Here is a 14,893-nt window from a genome sequence, read left to right on the forward strand (position 1 = left end):
ACCCGGCGGTCGCATCAAACGTGTTGCGCACCTGGCTTATTGTGGCGTCGCGCACCGGTATGGGAAGGGCATCCGCCGCCTTCGGTGTGACTGCACAAGGCGGATCGGGTTCTCTGTGCCGCATGACATGGTTCGCGGCCGAGTTCCACGCTTAGCTTCCCTCATGGCTCATGTCCGGATCGATCGGATCGATCGGATCGATCGTGTCGCGCATCTGGTGCTGGACCGCCCGGAGCGGCGCAACGCCCTCGATGAGGAGCTCGTCGAGGACCTCGTCACGGCGATCGCCGAACTCGAGGCCGCCGACGGGATCGGCTGCGTGGTGGTCCGGGGCGACGGTCCGGGGTTCAGCGCCGGGATCGACGCGTCCACGCTGGCCAAGCTCGCCGCGCCGGATGAACTGCGACGCATTCGCGGCGCCTTCGTGGCCGCCTATGACGGCCTCGAAAGACTCCCGATTCCGACGATCGCCAGTGTGCACGGTTGGGCCATCGGAGCAGGTTTCGAGCTGGCGTTGGCATGTGACCTGCGGGTGGTCGCCGCCGACGCGACCCTGGGCCTGCCGGAGACCCGGATGGGCGTGGTGCCGGACGTCGGGGGGACGGGCCGACTGACGTCGCTCGTAGGGCCGGGCCGGGCCAAGGAACTGATCCTCACCTCGAGGATGATCGACGGAACGCAGGCAGGCCGGCTCGGCATCGCCAATCGCGTCGCACCCAGCGCCAAATTGACTGCGGCTACCGCAGCGTTGGCCGATGAACTGCTGGCCTGTTCGGCTACCGCCAACGGTTTGGCCAAGCGCATTATCGACCGTGCCGCCCGACCCACCTGGAATGACACCCTGGACGCGGAACTCGACGCGCAGTTGCAGTGCATTCAGACACCGGAATTCATCGAGGCCTATCGCCGGTTTCTGGCCGCACCCGGAGCCAACACCCCTACGGCGCGCCGATGAAGCCTTCCGAGGTCGCGATTCCGGCCGGTGGCACCACGATTGCGGCATGGCACTATGCCGCCGATGGCACGCAGCCACGGCCGTGTGTGGTGATGGCCCACGGGTTCTGCGGTACCCGCGACGCCGGATTGGTGGGTTTCGGCGAGCGCTTCGCCGACGCCGGGATCGACGCGCTGTGTTTCGACTATCGCGGCTTCGGGGCCTCGGGGGGCCGTGGGCGGCAGATCGTCCATTTCGTTGAGCAGCAACTGGATTATCACGCGGCAATCAATGCCGCGCGTGAACTGCCGCATGTCGACGGCGTCGCGATCTGGGGAACATCGCTGTCCGGCGGGCATGTCTTCGCGGTGGCCGCCGAACGCGAGGACCTCATCGGCGCGATCGCCCTGACCCCGATCGTCGACGGGCAGAAGACCGTGTTGAGGATGCGGCGATCGATTCCGCCGCGGGCCGCGATCCGGCTGGGCGCGGCAGCGATTCGTGACGCCATCGGCGCTCGTATCGGCCGCCGTCCGGTGCTGTTGCCCGCTGTCGGATCACCCGGAAGTGCTGCGATGCTGACCACGCCCGACGCCCTACCGGGTTATCTGGCGGTCGCGAGCCGGGCACCACTGTGGCGCAACGCCTTCGCGGCCCGGATGCTGCTCGCCGTGCCGAGTTATCGGCCGGGTCTGTTCGCCGACCGCGTCGGTTGCCCGATGCTGGTCCAGATCGCCGGGGCCGATCGCAACGCGCCACCGGACCTGTCCTGGAAGGCGGCCCAACTCGCCAACGCCGTCGTTCGCGAATACCCGCGCGCCGGACACTTCGACGTCTACGACCGGGGTTCTGCCTTCGGCGCGGTAGTCGCCGACCAGATCTCGTTCTTGGCGTCTCTCTCGGAAAGGAACAGATGATGCTCGTCTCCGCCAATGACCGCCGCCGCGCCTGTGTGATCGGGGCCGGCTCCGCAGGCCTGGCCGCGTGCGCGGGCCTGAAAAGGGCCGGCGTCGCGTTCGACTGCTATGAGAAGAGTGACCGCGTCGGCGGCCTCTGGGTCTTCGACAACCCCAGCGGTACCGCGGCCGCATACCGCACCCTGAGCTCCAACGCGCCGAAGGCCTACATGGGTTATCACGACTACCCCATGCCAGACGATCTGCCCGCGTACCCCAGCCACTGGGACTTCGCCCGCTATTTCGACGACTACGCCCGGCATTTCGGGCTGCACGAGCACATCCGGTTTGAGACCGAGGTCGCCCGGGTATCGCCGGTGGCCGGCGGGGGCTTCGAGGTGAGCCTGGCCGATGACACTACCGAGACGTATGACTTCGTGCTGGTCGCCAACGGTCACCACTGGGACCGGCGGATGCCTGATCCGATGTTTCCCGGGGCCTTCGACGGAATCATGATGCATTCCCGCGACTACCGCGAACCGTCGTTCATGGCCGGCAAGCGAGTCGTGGTGGTCGGCATCGGCAACAGCGCGGTCGACATCGCCTGCGAGGCGGCGCACGTCGCCGAGGCGACCTACCTCTCGGTCCGCCGGGGTGCTCACATCATGCCCAAGTACGCGTTCGGGATGGCACCGCCGAACTGGTTGCTCAACTCCGCGTCGCACAAGCCCGGTCGAGTTGCGCTGGGCGCGCTCATGCGGCTGGTGAACGGCCGAGCCCAGGACTACGGGCTGCCCGTCCCGGATCACGCATTCGGCGACGCGCATCCCACCATGTCGGCGGGCCTCATGGATGAGCTTCGGCTGGGCAGGATTTCACCCAAACCGCAGATCGCCGAACTGCTCGGTGACCAGGTTCGCTTCGTCGACGGATCCGTCGAGCAAGTCGATCTGATCGTCTGTGCCACCGGCTACAACATCACCTTCCCGTTCTTCGACGAATCGTACGTTTCAGCGCCCGATAATCAGATCGCGCTCTACCACCGGGTGGTGCACCCGGATCGGCCCGGATTGTTCTTCGTCGGCCTGTGCCAACCGCTCGGCGCCATCCAGCCGTTGGCCGAGTTGCAGGGCAAATGGATAGGCGAACTGTTGTCGGGGGGTTGCGCGCTGCCCGATGCCGATCAGATGCGGCGGTCGATCGAGGCCGACCAACGCGCGCTGCGTAAGCGGTTCATCGCCTCGACCCGGCACACCGTCCAGGTCGATCACAATCACTACCTCAAGGCGTTGCGGCGCGAGATTCGCGCGGGCCGGCGGAGGGCCCGCCAACCGGGGTGGGCTCGCAGCAACCGACCGACCCCGCAGGTTGCGCCGGCGATCGCCCGTTCAACCTGACCATCGGGCCACCAGCGGCCGGTAAGGTGACTCCGATGGTCAACCGGCTCACCGCGAACGCGGCGATCACCGCGTGCGCGTCCGGCCTGCTCGCCCGTATCGACGACGTGACCGTGAAGCTGTCCAAACAACTCGCCGGATCGGTCCCCGAGTTCTTCGAGGACGACGACCTGGTGCGGGAGGTCGAAGCCAGCGCCCAGGGCAACGTCGCCGCGATGCTGTCGGTGTTTCGCGGTGAGACCGCCGCCGAGGACGTGCCGATCCGGCCTGAGGTCACCGCGTTCGCCGCCGCCGTCGTCCGTCGCCAGCTGCCGCTGGAATCCCTGATTCAGGCCTACCGGGTGGGGCAGACCCTGTTCTCGCGCCTCTGGATGGATGCGCTGGCAGAACAGATCAGCGAGCAAGAGGTTTTCGTCGGCGCGCTGCACCGCAGCTTCGACGAACTCAACGTCTACCTCGATCGCGTGGTGGCTCAGCTGGTCGCCGACTATGAGCGGGAGCGGGAGCGGTGGTTACGCGGAGAGGCGGCGCGCCGCACCGCACTGGTCGGCCGGCTGCTGCGAGGCGATCGGATTCCGATCGACCATGCCAGCCGGCAGTTGGGCCATGATCTGCGCCAGCCCCAGACCGCGCTGGTGGCATGGATGCCGACGCAGGGCGAGGTGGACCAACAGCTCATGACCCTCGAGACATCTCTGACGGCTATCGCGTCGGCGACGGGAGTAACGCGCATGCTGATGCTGCCGGCCGGTACCTGCACGGTGTGGGCTTGGATCGCCGGCGACCTGGACACCGACCGCCTCGCCGAGTGCTCCGGCGTGCCACGGGACAACGATGTCCTGGTCGCGGCGGGCCAGACCGTGCAGGGTGAGGACGCGTTCCGGATCAGTCACGAGCAGGCGCTGCGAGCCCGCCACGTCGCCTCCCACATGCCGTCCCCGCCGCGCATCACCCTGCATGCGGATGTCGCCACCGTCGCGTTGCTCGCCGGTGATTACCAGGAGGCGCGGCGGTTCGTCATCCGAACTCTGGGCGAGCTCGCCGCCAAGACCGCGGCCGCAGCACAGCTGCGGGAAACCCTGCGGGTCTTCCTCCAGGAGGGCGGCAACACCCGCCGGGCAAGCGAACGGTTGTTCATGCATCGAAACACCGTGCTCTACCGGCTGCGGCGCATCGAGGAGCTGATCGGCCACCCGCTGAACAAGCGCCGGCTGGACGTGGAGGTGGCACTGCTGTTCATCGACACGTTCGGCGACGAGGTATTACCCCTCGAGCACCAGCTGCCGACGAAACCCGCTTCGGCAGAAGGTGAATCATCGACCGGATCGTCCTGATCACCGGACCGGGCAGGCGGCCCCGCCACGGTATTGCCTGCGCAGTTCTCGTTTGAGCACCTTGCCCGCTGCAGACGTCGGCAGCGCTTCGACGAATTCCACGCTCCGTGGGGCCTTGTAGCCGGCGATGTAGCGCTTGGAGTCCGCCCGGATGTCCTCACCGGTGGCCGAGGCACCGGGTTGCAGGACGACGACAGCGTGTACTCGTTCGCCCCATCGTGTGTCGGGGACACCGATCACGGCGCACTGGGCCACCGCAGGATTGCGGGCGACCGCGTTCTCCACTTCGACCGAGTACACGTTCTCGCCGCCCGTGACGATCATGTCCTTTATCCGATCGACGACGAAAAGGTAGCCGTCTTCATCCATCCGGCCGCCATCACCGGTGTGCAACCAGCCGTGTCGAATCGCGGCCGCGGTCGCCGCGGGCTTGTTCCAATAGCCGAGCATGACGTTGCCACCGCGAACGATGATCTCGCCGACACTTCCCCGCGGCACTTCCGCGCCCGCCTCATCCACGATGCGGACCTCACAGTTGAGCGCAGCCCGGCCGGCTGAGGGCAGCAGCTTCTCCGACGCGTGGTCCTCCGGCCCGAGCAGGGTCGCTATCGGTGCGAGTTCGGTCATCCCGTACGCCTGTGTGAACGCCACCTCTGGCAGTGCGGCCGAGGCCCGTTCCAGCAACGCTTTCGGAATTGCTGACCCCCCATAGAAGATTCCTCGCAAGCTGGACAGGTCGTAGGAGGACAAGTCCGGGCCATCGACGATCGCCTGGACCATGGTCGGCACCAACCCGGTGTCGGTCACGCGATGGGATTCGACAGCCGCCAACACGGCCTTCACCTCGAACCGCGGCACGATCACATGTGTGGCACCGAGCAGTGTGGTGACCCCCCATGCGGTCAAGCCGGCCAGGTGGAACATCGGCGCCGCGTGCAGGCAGCGGCTCAGCTGTCGTGATCTGAACATGTAGCCGGACGCAGCGGCACCGAGCCACGACGTCATGATCGCCGCATGGGACAGCATCACCCCTTTGGGTTCTCCGGTGGTACCACCGGTGTAGAAGACCCCGGCCAGCTGATCACCACCGCGCCGGGCATCCGGCACGCCGGCAGCGTCGTTGATCAGCTGCTCATAGGGCACCGTTTCCACGGGGGCGGCGTCATCGCCGCAGTAGATCACCGTCGACAGGTGCGGGCAGGCCGCCCGGATCTCGGCGAGCATCTGCCGGTGGGCCCGGTCGATGAACAGCACGTTGGTAGCGGAATCTGTGAGCGCATAGCTGATCTCGGCCGGGCTCCAGCGAATGTTCAGCGGGTTGAGCACCGCGTCTGCCCACGGCACGGCCAGTAGATACTCGTGATAGCTCTGCGAGTTCAGCGACAGCATGGCGACCCGGTCGCCCGCGCGCACCCCGAGCTCACGCAGGCCGCCGGCCAGTCGCCCCACCCGCCGGGCCACGTCCTGAAATGTCAGTTCCCTGCCATCGCCGGCGATCATGGTCGCATCGGGTCTCTGCTGCAGCGCACGGTGCAGTCCCTGCGTCACATACACTTTCCGTCCTCCCGGCTGACACTGCCTTTACCGCGAAAGCTAGATCATGGAATGGCCATCTGGCCGGCTATTTTTCGAGATCTGTGCCAGCTGTGGACAGGCGGACGATACTTTGTCCCACAGCACAAACTCCGCCCTCAGCCCCCACCGGGCGGTGCGGCCGGGCGGGGCTCGCGGTTGCGCTTCGAGGCGAATCCCCGGATGTTGATGGCCACGGTCTCGGTGCGCAACGCAAGCTCCTGTTCGCGGTTCTCAGCCGCCAGTTGTTCCCCGAGACCGCACCGGTCAGCCCCATCGATCAGCTTTCGGGTCGCCACCACCAGAGTTGTCCGCCGGGCCAGTTCTTCGGCGAGCGTGTAGGCCCTGGACATCAGCTCCTCGTTGGGGACCGATTGCCAGATCAACCCCCACTGTTCGGCGCGTTGCGCGCTGATCCGAGCGCCCGTGATCGACATACCGAGCGCCCTGGCTCGACCCAGGATGCGCGGCAGCGTCCACGTGGCGCCCGCGTCCGGCACCACGCCCAGCGAACTCACTTGCGGCACGAGGAAGTACGCCGACTCGGCCGCGATCGCGATATCGGCGAGCAGCGCCAGTCCCAGCCCGCCACCGGCACAGGGCCCGTTGACCGCAGCCACCACCGGGACGGACGCGTCGACTATCGCTTCACACAACGGATTGAGGCTGGCGGCGATGCCGGCGGGTACCGACACCTGAAGATCACCGCCACCGGCGTCGAGCTCGACCAGATCGTAGCCGGCGCAGAATCCGCGGCCGGCACCGGTGATCACCAGCGCCCGGACATCGCCACGGGTACAGAGATCCTCGATTGCAGCACGCGTCTGGTCCATGACGCCCCAGGTCAGCGCGTTCAGCCGTTCCGGACGCTGCAGTGTGATGGTGCCGATCCCCCGGTGAATCGAGGTGGCGACCTGCTCAGATGTTGAATCCACCGGCGCAGACCACCGTCTGCCCGCTGATGTAGTCGGACTCCGGCGTACACATCAGGTACACCGCGCCGGCCGCATCTTCGGGACTGCCACTGCGCCCCAAGGGGATCGACATCTCCATCTGCGCCAGCAGGTCCGGGTTGACACCGACCTTGATCTCGCGGCCCTCGATTTCGATGCTGCCGTCCGCATCGCCCGCGGTGCTGGTGAGCCGGGTCTGGATGAGACCGAACGCAACCGTGTTGACCGTGACGTTGTAGCGGCCCCACTCCTTGGCCAGGGTCTTGGTCAGGCCCGTCACGCCGGCCTTGGCGGCCGCGTAGTTGGCCTGCCCGGGGTTCCCACCCAGCCCCGCGACCGAGGAGATGTTGACGACCTTGCGGCACGGGACCGCCTCGCCGGCGGCCTTCGCGGACTTGGCCAGCCCCGAGATGACCGGCTGCGCCGCCCGCAGGATGCGGAAGGGCGCCTTCAGGTGCACATCCAAGATGGCGTCCCACTGCTCGTCGCTCATCTTCTGGATGACCGAGTCCCAGGTGTAGCCGGCGTTGTTGACGATGATGTCCAGCCCGCCGAAGTTGTCCACCGCGGCATCGACGAATCGTTGGGCGAAGTCATCCTCGGTGACGTTGCCGGCCACCGGCACGGCCCTGCCTCCGGCACTGACGATAGCGTTCGCGGTTTCCCCGGCCGGCCCCTCATCGAGGTCGTTGACTACTACGGCGGCGCCCTCGGCCGCCAATTTCAGCGCGATGTGGCTGCCGATTCCTCGACCGGCGCCGGTCACGATGGCCACTTTGCCTTGCAGATTTCCCATGATGTCCTCTCGTGTGGGGGTGAGTCAAAGCGCCACGACGGCGTCGCCGGCCAGCGTGACGGTGCCGTCGGCCAAGGCGACCGAGAGCTCGAGCGTGGCCCGCTGCTCGCCGTCCACGGTCTCGATGGACACGATCCGGCCCCGGGCCGTCGGCTCGGCGTTGACCGGTGTAATGGCGGCGAACCGCACGCCGTAGGACCGAATCGCCTCGGGGCGGACCCAGGCCGTCAGCAGCCGCCCCAGGTAGGCCATCGACAGCATGCCGTGGGCGAAGACGTCCGCCAGCCCGGCTGACCTGGCCACGTCGATGTCGATATGAATCGGGTTGTGGTCTCCGGAGGCGCCGGCGAACAATGCCAGTGTGGTGCGGCTGACGGCTCCGAGGCAAAGCGGTGGAAGTTCGTCGCCCACTCGTGCCGCAACAGTATTCGTCATCTCGCCGCCTCCGGATTCCGGACTACCAGCACTGATCTGAGCTCGGCGACGAGTTCATCGCCGCGTGTCACGGTGGTCTCTTTGACGACGAAGCCCAGCGCGCCGCCCTTTTTGGTGTAGGTGTCGACGATCTTCGGCGCAGCGACCACTTCGTCGCCGGCGTACAACTGGCCGTGGTAGGTGAATCGCTGCTCGCCATGCAGTACATGGCGCAGGTCGATACCGAGTCCGCTGACCCAGTCGAAGGGATCGGGGCGCTCCAGCTCGATGGAGAACAGGAACGTGGGCGGTGCCGGAAGCGCCGGGTAACCGGCGTCTTTCGCGGCCTGCTCATCGGTGTAGACCGGATCGGCCTCGCCGATGGCCTTGGCGAAGAACCTCAGCCGTCCGGCGTCGATGACCAGGTGGGTGGCGGGCAGTTCGGTGCCGACCACAGCAGGATCGATGGCCACGGTCAGCCCACCTTCTCGTAGAGCGTGACGACCGCCGCGCCGCCGAGTCCGATGTTGTGCTGCAGTGCCAGCCGCACGCCCTCGACCTGCCGTGCACCGGCAGTTTCTCGAAGCTGCCAGACCAGCTCGGCGCATTGCGCAAGTCCGGTGGCGCCCAGCGGGTGCCCCTTGGACAACAGTCCGCCGGACGGGTTGGTGACGACACGGCCGCCGTAGGTGTTGTCACCGTCGGCGATGAACTTCTCGGCGGCGCCCTCGGGGGTCAGCCCCAGTGCCTCGTAGGTGAGCAACTCATTGGTGGTGAAACAGTCATGCAGTTCCACGACCGCAATGTCATCGGGACCGACGCCGGCTGCCTCGTACACCTGCTGCGCGGCAGCCTTGGACATGTCGAAGCCGACGATCTTCATCATCGAGCGATCCTCGAACGTGGACGGTGAATCGGTGGTCATCGCCTGCGCCCGCACGGCGACAACGGGATTCAGCCCGTGTTTACGTGCATAGCTTTCGCTGACCAGAACGGCTGCGGCCGCACCGCAGGTGGGTGGGCAGCACTGCAGCCGCGTCAGGGGTCCGTAGATCACCGGTGAGGCGAGCACTTCTTCGGCCGTGACCGGATCCCGGAACACCGCGTAGGGATTGTTCGCGGCATGTACCCGGGCTTTGACGGCGATCTGGGCGAATACCGCCGGATCCATCCCGCTTCGCTCGCAGTATTCGCGGCCGGCGCCGCCGAAATACTGCGCGGCGAACGGGGCGTCGCTGTCGCCCTGGATCGCATGGACCACCGTTCCGAAGCTGTCGAACGGCGTCGGCCGGTCGGTGTAGGACATCCCCAGCGCGCCCCGTTGCATCTGTTCAAATCCCAGGGCCAGTACCACGTCGGCGATACCGTGTTCGATCGCCTGGCGTGCCAGGAACAGTGCCGAGGAGCCGGTAGCGCAATTGTTGTTGACGTTGACCACCGGTATCCCGCTGGCCCCGATTCGGTAGAGCGCGGCTTGGCCGGAGGTCGAGTCCCCGTACACGTAGCCGACATAGGCTTGCTGCACCGACTCGTAGGACACCCCGGCGTCGGCCAGGGCCGCGCGGGTGGCCTGCTCCCCCATCACGTCGTAGGTGTCGGTATTTCGCGGGGTGGTGAACGGGATCATCCCGACCCCGGCGACCAATGCGGACGGTCTCATCTGCGGCTCCTCATCTGTTCGGGTGGCTTGTGCTCGGGTATCGCACAGAGCTATCGGATGTTGGCGGCCAAATCACCCGACATGGCCTTCAGCTGCCGGGCCCAGGTCGGCCAATCGTGATTGCCGCCCTCCTGGAAATCGAAATGCCCGTTGTCGCCCCCGACGGCCCGGAAGTGGCGATAGAAGGCGAGATTGCTGCCATGCGCTTGATCGCAGTAGCCGATCATCGCCGCGGGATCGGTGCACACCGGATTCGAGGGGCTGTACACCCACACCCTGGTCTTGTTGGCCACCAGGGTCGCCACGTGGACGTCGGGGTCATGCCACTTCCACCGACCGAATTGCGCCGGCCCCCACATGTTCTGGGTGTCCACGCCGCCGTAGCGCGTCAGTCCTTCCCCGAGGGCGCCGACGAGGCTGGTCTTCGACGGCGTCAAGAACCCGGACAGTGACCCCGCATAGCGGTAGCGGTCGGGATGGAAGGTGGCCAGGGTCAAGGCGCCGGTTCCGCCCTGCGCGGCCCCGACGATTCCGTGCCCACCCGGCGCCAGCCCCTTGTTCGCGGCCAGCCAGTCCGGAAGTTCTTGGGACAGGAAACTTTCCCACCGACGGCTACCGTCCCGCTCCCAGTCGGTGTAGAGGCTCCAAGCCCCGCCGGCCGGCGCCACTACCGCTATGCCCCGGCCCGCGAGAGCGTTCATGGCATCACCGAGTGTCACCCAGTTGCTGGTCTCGGGCGCTGCGTTGAAGGCGTCGAGCAGCACCGCGGCATGCGGCCCGCCGGACGCGAAGGCGACCGGGATATCACGGCCCATCGCCGCGGAGGGAACCATCAGATACTCAACCGCATCCGCACGTGCCGGTACCGCGTTCCACAAGCAGAGACCGAGAATCACCACGAGGATGCCGCGCAGAAGGTTCATGGGTCTTCCTGTCGAGAATCGCCTGGGGCTCGGGCCGGTAGCGGAGAAGGTCTGGTACGTCATGTTTTTCCCTGTTCGGGGCAGCTGCGTGGCGCCCGGTTCGACCGTACTAATTTTTTAATCTGAATTCAATAGCTGGTTCAAGCCGGTTCCTGATCAGTATCGATTCCGCTGTTGGACAGCCTGGTTCGACGCAGTCGACTAGGTCTGCCGCTCCGCTAAGTCGCCGGGTAGGCGGGCGGCGGGAAGATTCCCCGCAGAATTCTGGCCCACCAGTTGTTGCCGAACTCGATCTCGTCACTGGCGTCGTAGTCCGGGCTCGGCCCGATCGGCACCGGGTGGGTTCCCCGCTGACTCATATCGATCGGGTCCTGCGGCTGCCCGTAGACGGCCACCACCACGGTGCGATCGGCGCTGTTCGCCGACCAGACACCGATCTGGTTGTTAGCGCAGTTCGACATGATGCCGAAGGAGACGGGATCGTGGTACCACATGTTGATCAGTTCGATGCCACTGATCGCCAGCGCGGGGTGGATCGCCACGGTCTGAGCCACCTCACCGCGGAACCCGGCGGCACTGGCGCGCCCCTGCGGGGTGGAGCCGTCTGATCCGATGTCCCCGGTCAGCTCCCGATGGCCCAGCAGGTCGTCGGTGTGCCATTGGGCGGCCCGCTGCAATTGCGGGTCGATTCTGATGTCGTTGGTGCAGCCCGCCTGATGCTGCATGGTGTAGACGTTGGCGACCACTCCGTCGTTGAGCCGCTTGTTGTTCGGGATCAGGGTGTTGTTGTCGTTATCGGCGTACCCGGCCGGTGCCGTCAGCATCCCGGTAAGTACGGCTCCCAGAGCCGGCAGCGTCAGCAGCTGAAACTTCATACTGCTCCTTTCTTCTCCTCGGTGCCCGTCTCCGGCTTGGGGGACCTCGGGCCCGGCGGCCGGTAGTGCGCCGCCGAGTTCCGCAGCTGCCAGATCAGCTCGGGGCACAATTCGTTGACGGCCTGCGAGATCAGGTATGAGGCGTGGTAGTCGTCGGAGGTTGCGAAGTCGCCCTGCACGTCGGTGATGAGCTGTGCGTAACCGATGTTGTGGGAGACCTTTCCGCAGATGCCGTACCCGTAGTCGAGGGCTTCTTCGGCGTTGGCGAAGTCATAACCCGGCCGCATCGTCACTCCGATCAGATAGGCCAGCTTCTTGTCGGGTTCGACGTCGGCACGCGAGGACGGCGCGACGCTCGTCAGTGCGATCCCGAACAGCAGGCCGCAGGCCGACGCGGTAACCGCGAGAGACCTCCCCGGTTGTCCGGATTTCGCCAAGCAGCCCATGGTCACCGCCGGCTCAGATGGGGTCGAAGCCGGAGATGAGCCACCGGCCGTCGATCTTGTCCAGCGTCACGCGGATGCTGGAGGCGGTGTCGGTGGGGGCGTCGCTGCCGACGATCGCGGACTGATTGACGAAGACCAGCACCACGGCGTGGTCGGGCGTGGCCGACACCGATGCTGCCGCGGGGACGTCGGCCACCGTCGAGATGCGTTTCTGTTTTGCTCCCGGGATGACGACGTCACGCGTCAAGCCTGCGTAGGAGTCCCGGAATTCGCCGGTCAGCCGTTCTTGTGCGGCCGCCAACCGGCTCTCTACGTTCTCGGGTTGATAGGACAGCATCGCCACGACGGACTCTTTTGCGGCTTCGACAGATTCGGTGCGCGCGATCTGGGAGCTGCGGGCGGACGAATCCCAGAACTTCAGCACCGACGCGCCCAGGGCCGGGGCCAGCACCAGTAGCGCCGACAGCCCGTAGACGAACGCCGGACGCCGCAGCAATCGCCGTCGGGCGCCGGCACCCCCATCGCCACTGCTACCGGGATCCGCCGCCGCATCCCCGGGTTCGGCGAGATCATCGTCATCCGGTGCGGGTACCGCGTCCACGGATTCCACCTCGTCTTCTGCGGGTCTGGGATCGGCCAGAACGGTCACGTGTGATCACTTCCTTGCACTGTGGTCGATTTCGTTCGTCCGGGTCCGGTCACGGGACGAATGCGACGTTGGAGATCTTTTCCTGTCCGTCGACTCGGGTCACCGAGATCCGCATCCGCCAAGCCCGCGGGAGTTGCTCTGCCGCACCCGCGTTGGTGGTGTTGACGCTGACCGCGACGAGCACTTGCGCTTGGTCGGCGGTCTGCTCCTCGATGCCGGCCTCGGTGACGGTTCCGATCGATTTCGCCTGCGCTGTCTTGACTATCTCGATGAAGGGCTGCGAACGGTTGCTGAAATCCTCGTAGAACGTTCCGGTCGCGGAATCCAGCACGCGCTGTACATCGGCCTCTGCATGCTCGTGGTCGATGGTGGTGAGGTTGCGCGCACTCTGCTGCGCGGCGCGGAGGAACTGCTCACGCTGCACCTCGGTCCGGTGCGACTCGTACGTCCGGAAACCGAGCCAGCCGGCCAGCCCGCCGAACGCCAGCACCGCCACCGAGACGAACAGCGCCGCGTCTCGCAGTCGTGCCGACGCACCGGCCTCGGCGGGCGGGACGGCCGGGTCGTCCGGCGACGTCTCCGGCTCGCTTACTGGGCGTTCGGGGGCATCATCATCGACTGCCATGTCTGCTCCTTGTTCGCGGTTCGAGACAGATCGGTCTGGGTGTACACCTGCCCGTCCGGGCCGATGTAGCTGCCGGTGGCGGGGTTGTATTCGGCAGCCGCGATCGCCGCCGGCGGGGCGGGCGACGGGCTCGGGCTGCTGAGCGTCCCGGGCGGCAATTGCGGAATGTCTTGGCCGGTGATGGTGGCGTTGGGATCGCCCTTCCAGTTCCAGCCGTCGTTGAGCGGTAGGTAGTCTTCGTCGCTCTCGCACATTTTCACCGTCGGCGCCCGCTTGCCCGGCCGCGTCGCGCAGGGCAGGTTGCGCGCTCCGCGGACATTGAACATGGCATCCTGCGGAATCCGGCAGTACAGTTCGCCCTCCGGCCGATCCGGGAAATCCTCCAGGCTGGCCGCTCGCGCCTGCCGTGCCGGCAGGTAGCCGGTCAGGCACGGGGGCGGCAGGTTGACGTTCAAGTTGAAGCTCAGATACGCACCGCGGTAGCCCTGCTTGGTGTTGCGGTTGGCCAGCCCAGCCCCCTGCAGGATCTCCGTCAACGGCGGGAGCAACACCAGAACCTGTTCAAGATTCGGCTGGTAGGCCACCGCGACGTCGCCGACGCTGACAAGGTTGGCCAGCACGATCGGCAGGGTGGGTTGCAGGCTGTCGAACAGTTGGCGTGCCTGGTCGACTCCCGACGCGCCGTTCTTGATCAGGTCTGTGGCCGCGGCGTCCTGCGCACGCAGTTGCTCGGTGACGCCGGCCAGGTTCGCGGCCCATCGCTGGATGGAGTCGGAGGTGTCGATCTGTGTGTTGAGCAGCGGTGTGGACTGGTCGATCAGGCTGGTCAGCGATTCGAGATTCTCGTGGGCGTCGATGGCCAGTCTGGTCGACCCCTTCACGAACCGGGAGAGTTCCGGACCCAGCCCGCCGACCGCGGTCTTGGCCTCACCGACGGCGGTGCGCAGATCGTCGCGAGGGATCGCCCGCAATCCCCGGTTCGTGGCGTCCAACAGCTCGTTGATATCCGGGGGAAGCACCGTGCGCTCCACCGGGATGACATCGCCGTCGGTGAGCAACGGGCCGGCGCCACTGCGGGGCACCAGCGTCACGTACTGTTCGCCGATCGCGCTTTGGCTGTGCACCTCTGCGTCGAGGTCTGCCGGAATCCGGACACCGGATTTCAGGGCCAGCACCGCGGAGACTCCGGTGTCGGTCATGGCGACGTTCTCGACGCGACCGACTTCGACACCGCGGTAGGTGACATTGCTGTTCTTGTACAACCCACCGGTCTTGGGCAGCTGCACGGTCACCTCGTAGCGCCCGACCCCCAGCAGCAGGTTGGGCAGCTCCATGTATCGGAAGGCCATGATCGAGCCACCGATCAGACTGATCGCGATGAAGACGGCCAACTGGGCCATGATGCGTTTGTTCAACATG

Annotated in this window: 16 protein-coding genes; 4 read left to right on the plus strand and 12 right to left on the minus strand. The window is 66.3% G+C overall.

Annotation, left to right across the window (positions count from 1 at the left end):
• Positions 1–163: 163 nt before the first annotated feature.
• The 4 genes from AWC24_RS05450 to AWC24_RS05465 are packed head-to-tail and all read left to right on the plus strand — an operon-like array spanning position 164 to position 4,561.
• Positions 164–955 (plus strand): enoyl-CoA hydratase/isomerase family protein, encoded by a 792-nt coding sequence (locus AWC24_RS05450; RefSeq protein WP_163705348.1) that lies wholly within the window; start codon positions 164–166, stop codon positions 953–955.
• Positions 952–1,851, plus strand: a complete 900-nt coding sequence (locus tag AWC24_RS05455; protein ID WP_085082791.1) for an alpha/beta hydrolase — start codon at positions 952–954, stop codon at positions 1,849–1,851. The genes AWC24_RS05450 and AWC24_RS05455 overlap by 4 nt, the downstream gene beginning before the upstream one ends.
• Entirely contained in the window at positions 1,848–3,227 is a 1,380-nt protein-coding gene (locus tag AWC24_RS05460) for a flavin-containing monooxygenase (protein ID WP_218032850.1), read from the plus strand. The genes AWC24_RS05455 and AWC24_RS05460 overlap by 4 nt, the downstream gene beginning before the upstream one ends.
• 35 nt (positions 3,228–3,262) lie before the next feature.
• Positions 3,263–4,561 carry a PucR family transcriptional regulator gene (locus tag AWC24_RS05465; RefSeq protein ID WP_133055699.1) on the plus strand — a complete coding sequence of 433 codons (1,299 nt, stop codon included), beginning with the start codon at positions 3,263–3,265 and terminating at the stop codon, positions 4,559–4,561.
• Here AWC24_RS05465 and AWC24_RS05470 read toward each other — a convergent pair whose 3' ends face one another.
• The 12 genes from AWC24_RS05470 to AWC24_RS05525 form a co-directional block, all read right to left on the minus strand.
• Positions 4,562–6,115, minus strand: coding sequence for a long-chain-fatty-acid--CoA ligase (locus tag AWC24_RS05470; RefSeq protein ID WP_085082795.1), 1,554 nt, complete (start codon positions 6,113–6,115; stop codon positions 4,562–4,564). It abuts the gene before it with no gap.
• A gap of 137 nt (positions 6,116–6,252) precedes the next feature.
• On the minus strand, positions 6,253–7,068 hold the full coding sequence (locus tag AWC24_RS05475; protein ID WP_085082797.1) for an enoyl-CoA hydratase/isomerase family protein: 816 nt from the start codon (positions 7,066–7,068) through the stop codon (positions 6,253–6,255).
• On the minus strand, positions 7,052–7,882 hold the full coding sequence (locus AWC24_RS05480; RefSeq protein ID WP_174813611.1) for an SDR family NAD(P)-dependent oxidoreductase: 831 nt from the start codon (positions 7,880–7,882) through the stop codon (positions 7,052–7,054). Before AWC24_RS05480 ends, AWC24_RS05475 begins: the two co-directional genes overlap by 17 nt.
• 24 nt (positions 7,883–7,906) lie before the next feature.
• Positions 7,907–8,317, minus strand: a complete 411-nt coding sequence (locus AWC24_RS05485; RefSeq protein ID WP_085082801.1) for a MaoC/PaaZ C-terminal domain-containing protein — start codon at positions 8,315–8,317, stop codon at positions 7,907–7,909.
• On the minus strand, positions 8,314–8,769 hold the full coding sequence (locus tag AWC24_RS05490) for a MaoC family dehydratase N-terminal domain-containing protein (RefSeq protein ID WP_085082802.1): 456 nt from the start codon (positions 8,767–8,769) through the stop codon (positions 8,314–8,316). Before AWC24_RS05490 ends, AWC24_RS05485 begins: the two co-directional genes overlap by 4 nt.
• A 2-nt stretch (positions 8,770–8,771) precedes the next feature.
• A complete protein-coding gene (locus AWC24_RS05495) occupies positions 8,772–9,956 on the minus strand; it encodes a lipid-transfer protein (protein ID WP_085082804.1) in 1,185 nt (394 codons plus the stop codon).
• Positions 9,957–10,006: 50 nt separating this feature from the next.
• Complete coding sequence (locus AWC24_RS05500) at positions 10,007–10,879, minus strand: alpha/beta hydrolase-fold protein (RefSeq protein ID WP_085082806.1); 873 nt, start codon at positions 10,877–10,879, stop codon at positions 10,007–10,009.
• A 218-nt stretch (positions 10,880–11,097) separates the two neighbouring features.
• Positions 11,098–11,754: a CAP domain-containing protein gene (locus AWC24_RS05505; protein WP_085082808.1), complete on the minus strand. Its 657-nt coding sequence runs from the start codon at positions 11,752–11,754 to the stop codon at positions 11,098–11,100.
• Positions 11,751–12,191: a DUF732 domain-containing protein gene (locus tag AWC24_RS05510; protein ID WP_234807264.1), complete on the minus strand. Its 441-nt coding sequence runs from the start codon at positions 12,189–12,191 to the stop codon at positions 11,751–11,753. Before AWC24_RS05510 ends, AWC24_RS05505 begins: the two co-directional genes overlap by 4 nt.
• A 22-nt stretch (positions 12,192–12,213) precedes the next feature.
• Complete coding sequence (locus AWC24_RS22665; RefSeq protein WP_174813612.1) at positions 12,214–12,849, minus strand: Rv1363c family protein; 636 nt, start codon at positions 12,847–12,849, stop codon at positions 12,214–12,216.
• Between the two features lie 49 nt (positions 12,850–12,898).
• A complete protein-coding gene (locus tag AWC24_RS05520; protein WP_085082811.1) occupies positions 12,899–13,474 on the minus strand; it encodes an Rv1363c family protein in 576 nt (191 codons plus the stop codon).
• Positions 13,438–14,892 carry an MCE family protein gene (locus tag AWC24_RS05525; RefSeq protein WP_085082813.1) on the minus strand — a complete coding sequence of 485 codons (1,455 nt, stop codon included), beginning with the start codon at positions 14,890–14,892 and terminating at the stop codon, positions 13,438–13,440. Before AWC24_RS05525 ends, AWC24_RS05520 begins: the two co-directional genes overlap by 37 nt.
• Between the last annotated feature and the right edge of the window lies 1 nt (position 14,893).

It is taken from the genome of Mycolicibacter senuensis, assembly GCF_002101885.1.
In the GTDB taxonomy this organism is placed as follows: domain Bacteria; phylum Actinomycetota; class Actinomycetes; order Mycobacteriales; family Mycobacteriaceae; genus Mycobacterium; species Mycobacterium senuense.

Coding starts and splice junctions, on each gene's coding strand:
- AWC24_RS05500 (WP_085082806.1), bottom strand. CDS start 10,879: ATGAACCTTCTGCGCGGCATCCTCGTGGTGATTCTCGGTCTCTGCTTG.
- AWC24_RS05465 (WP_133055699.1), top strand. CDS start 3,263: ATGGTCAACCGGCTCACCGCGAACGCGGCGATCACCGCGTGCGCGTCC.
- AWC24_RS05505 (WP_085082808.1), bottom strand. CDS start 11,754: ATGAAGTTTCAGCTGCTGACGCTGCCGGCTCTGGGAGCCGTACTTACC.
- AWC24_RS05495 (WP_085082804.1), bottom strand. CDS start 9,956: ATGAGACCGTCCGCATTGGTCGCCGGGGTCGGGATGATCCCGTTCACC.
- AWC24_RS05455 (WP_085082791.1), top strand. CDS start 952: ATGAAGCCTTCCGAGGTCGCGATTCCGGCCGGTGGCACCACGATTGCG.
- AWC24_RS05525 (WP_085082813.1), bottom strand. CDS start 14,892: ATGTTGAACAAACGCATCATGGCCCAGTTGGCCGTCTTCATCGCGATC.
- AWC24_RS05450 (WP_163705348.1), top strand. CDS start 164: ATGGCTCATGTCCGGATCGATCGGATCGATCGGATCGATCGTGTCGCG.
- AWC24_RS05480 (WP_174813611.1), bottom strand. CDS start 7,882: ATGGGAAATCTGCAAGGCAAAGTGGCCATCGTGACCGGCGCCGGTCGA.
- AWC24_RS05485 (WP_085082801.1), bottom strand. CDS start 8,317: ATGACGAATACTGTTGCGGCACGAGTGGGCGACGAACTTCCACCGCTT.
- AWC24_RS05520 (WP_085082811.1), bottom strand. CDS start 13,474: ATGGCAGTCGATGATGATGCCCCCGAACGCCCAGTAAGCGAGCCGGAG.
- AWC24_RS05460 (WP_218032850.1), top strand. CDS start 1,848: ATGATGCTCGTCTCCGCCAATGACCGCCGCCGCGCCTGTGTGATCGGG.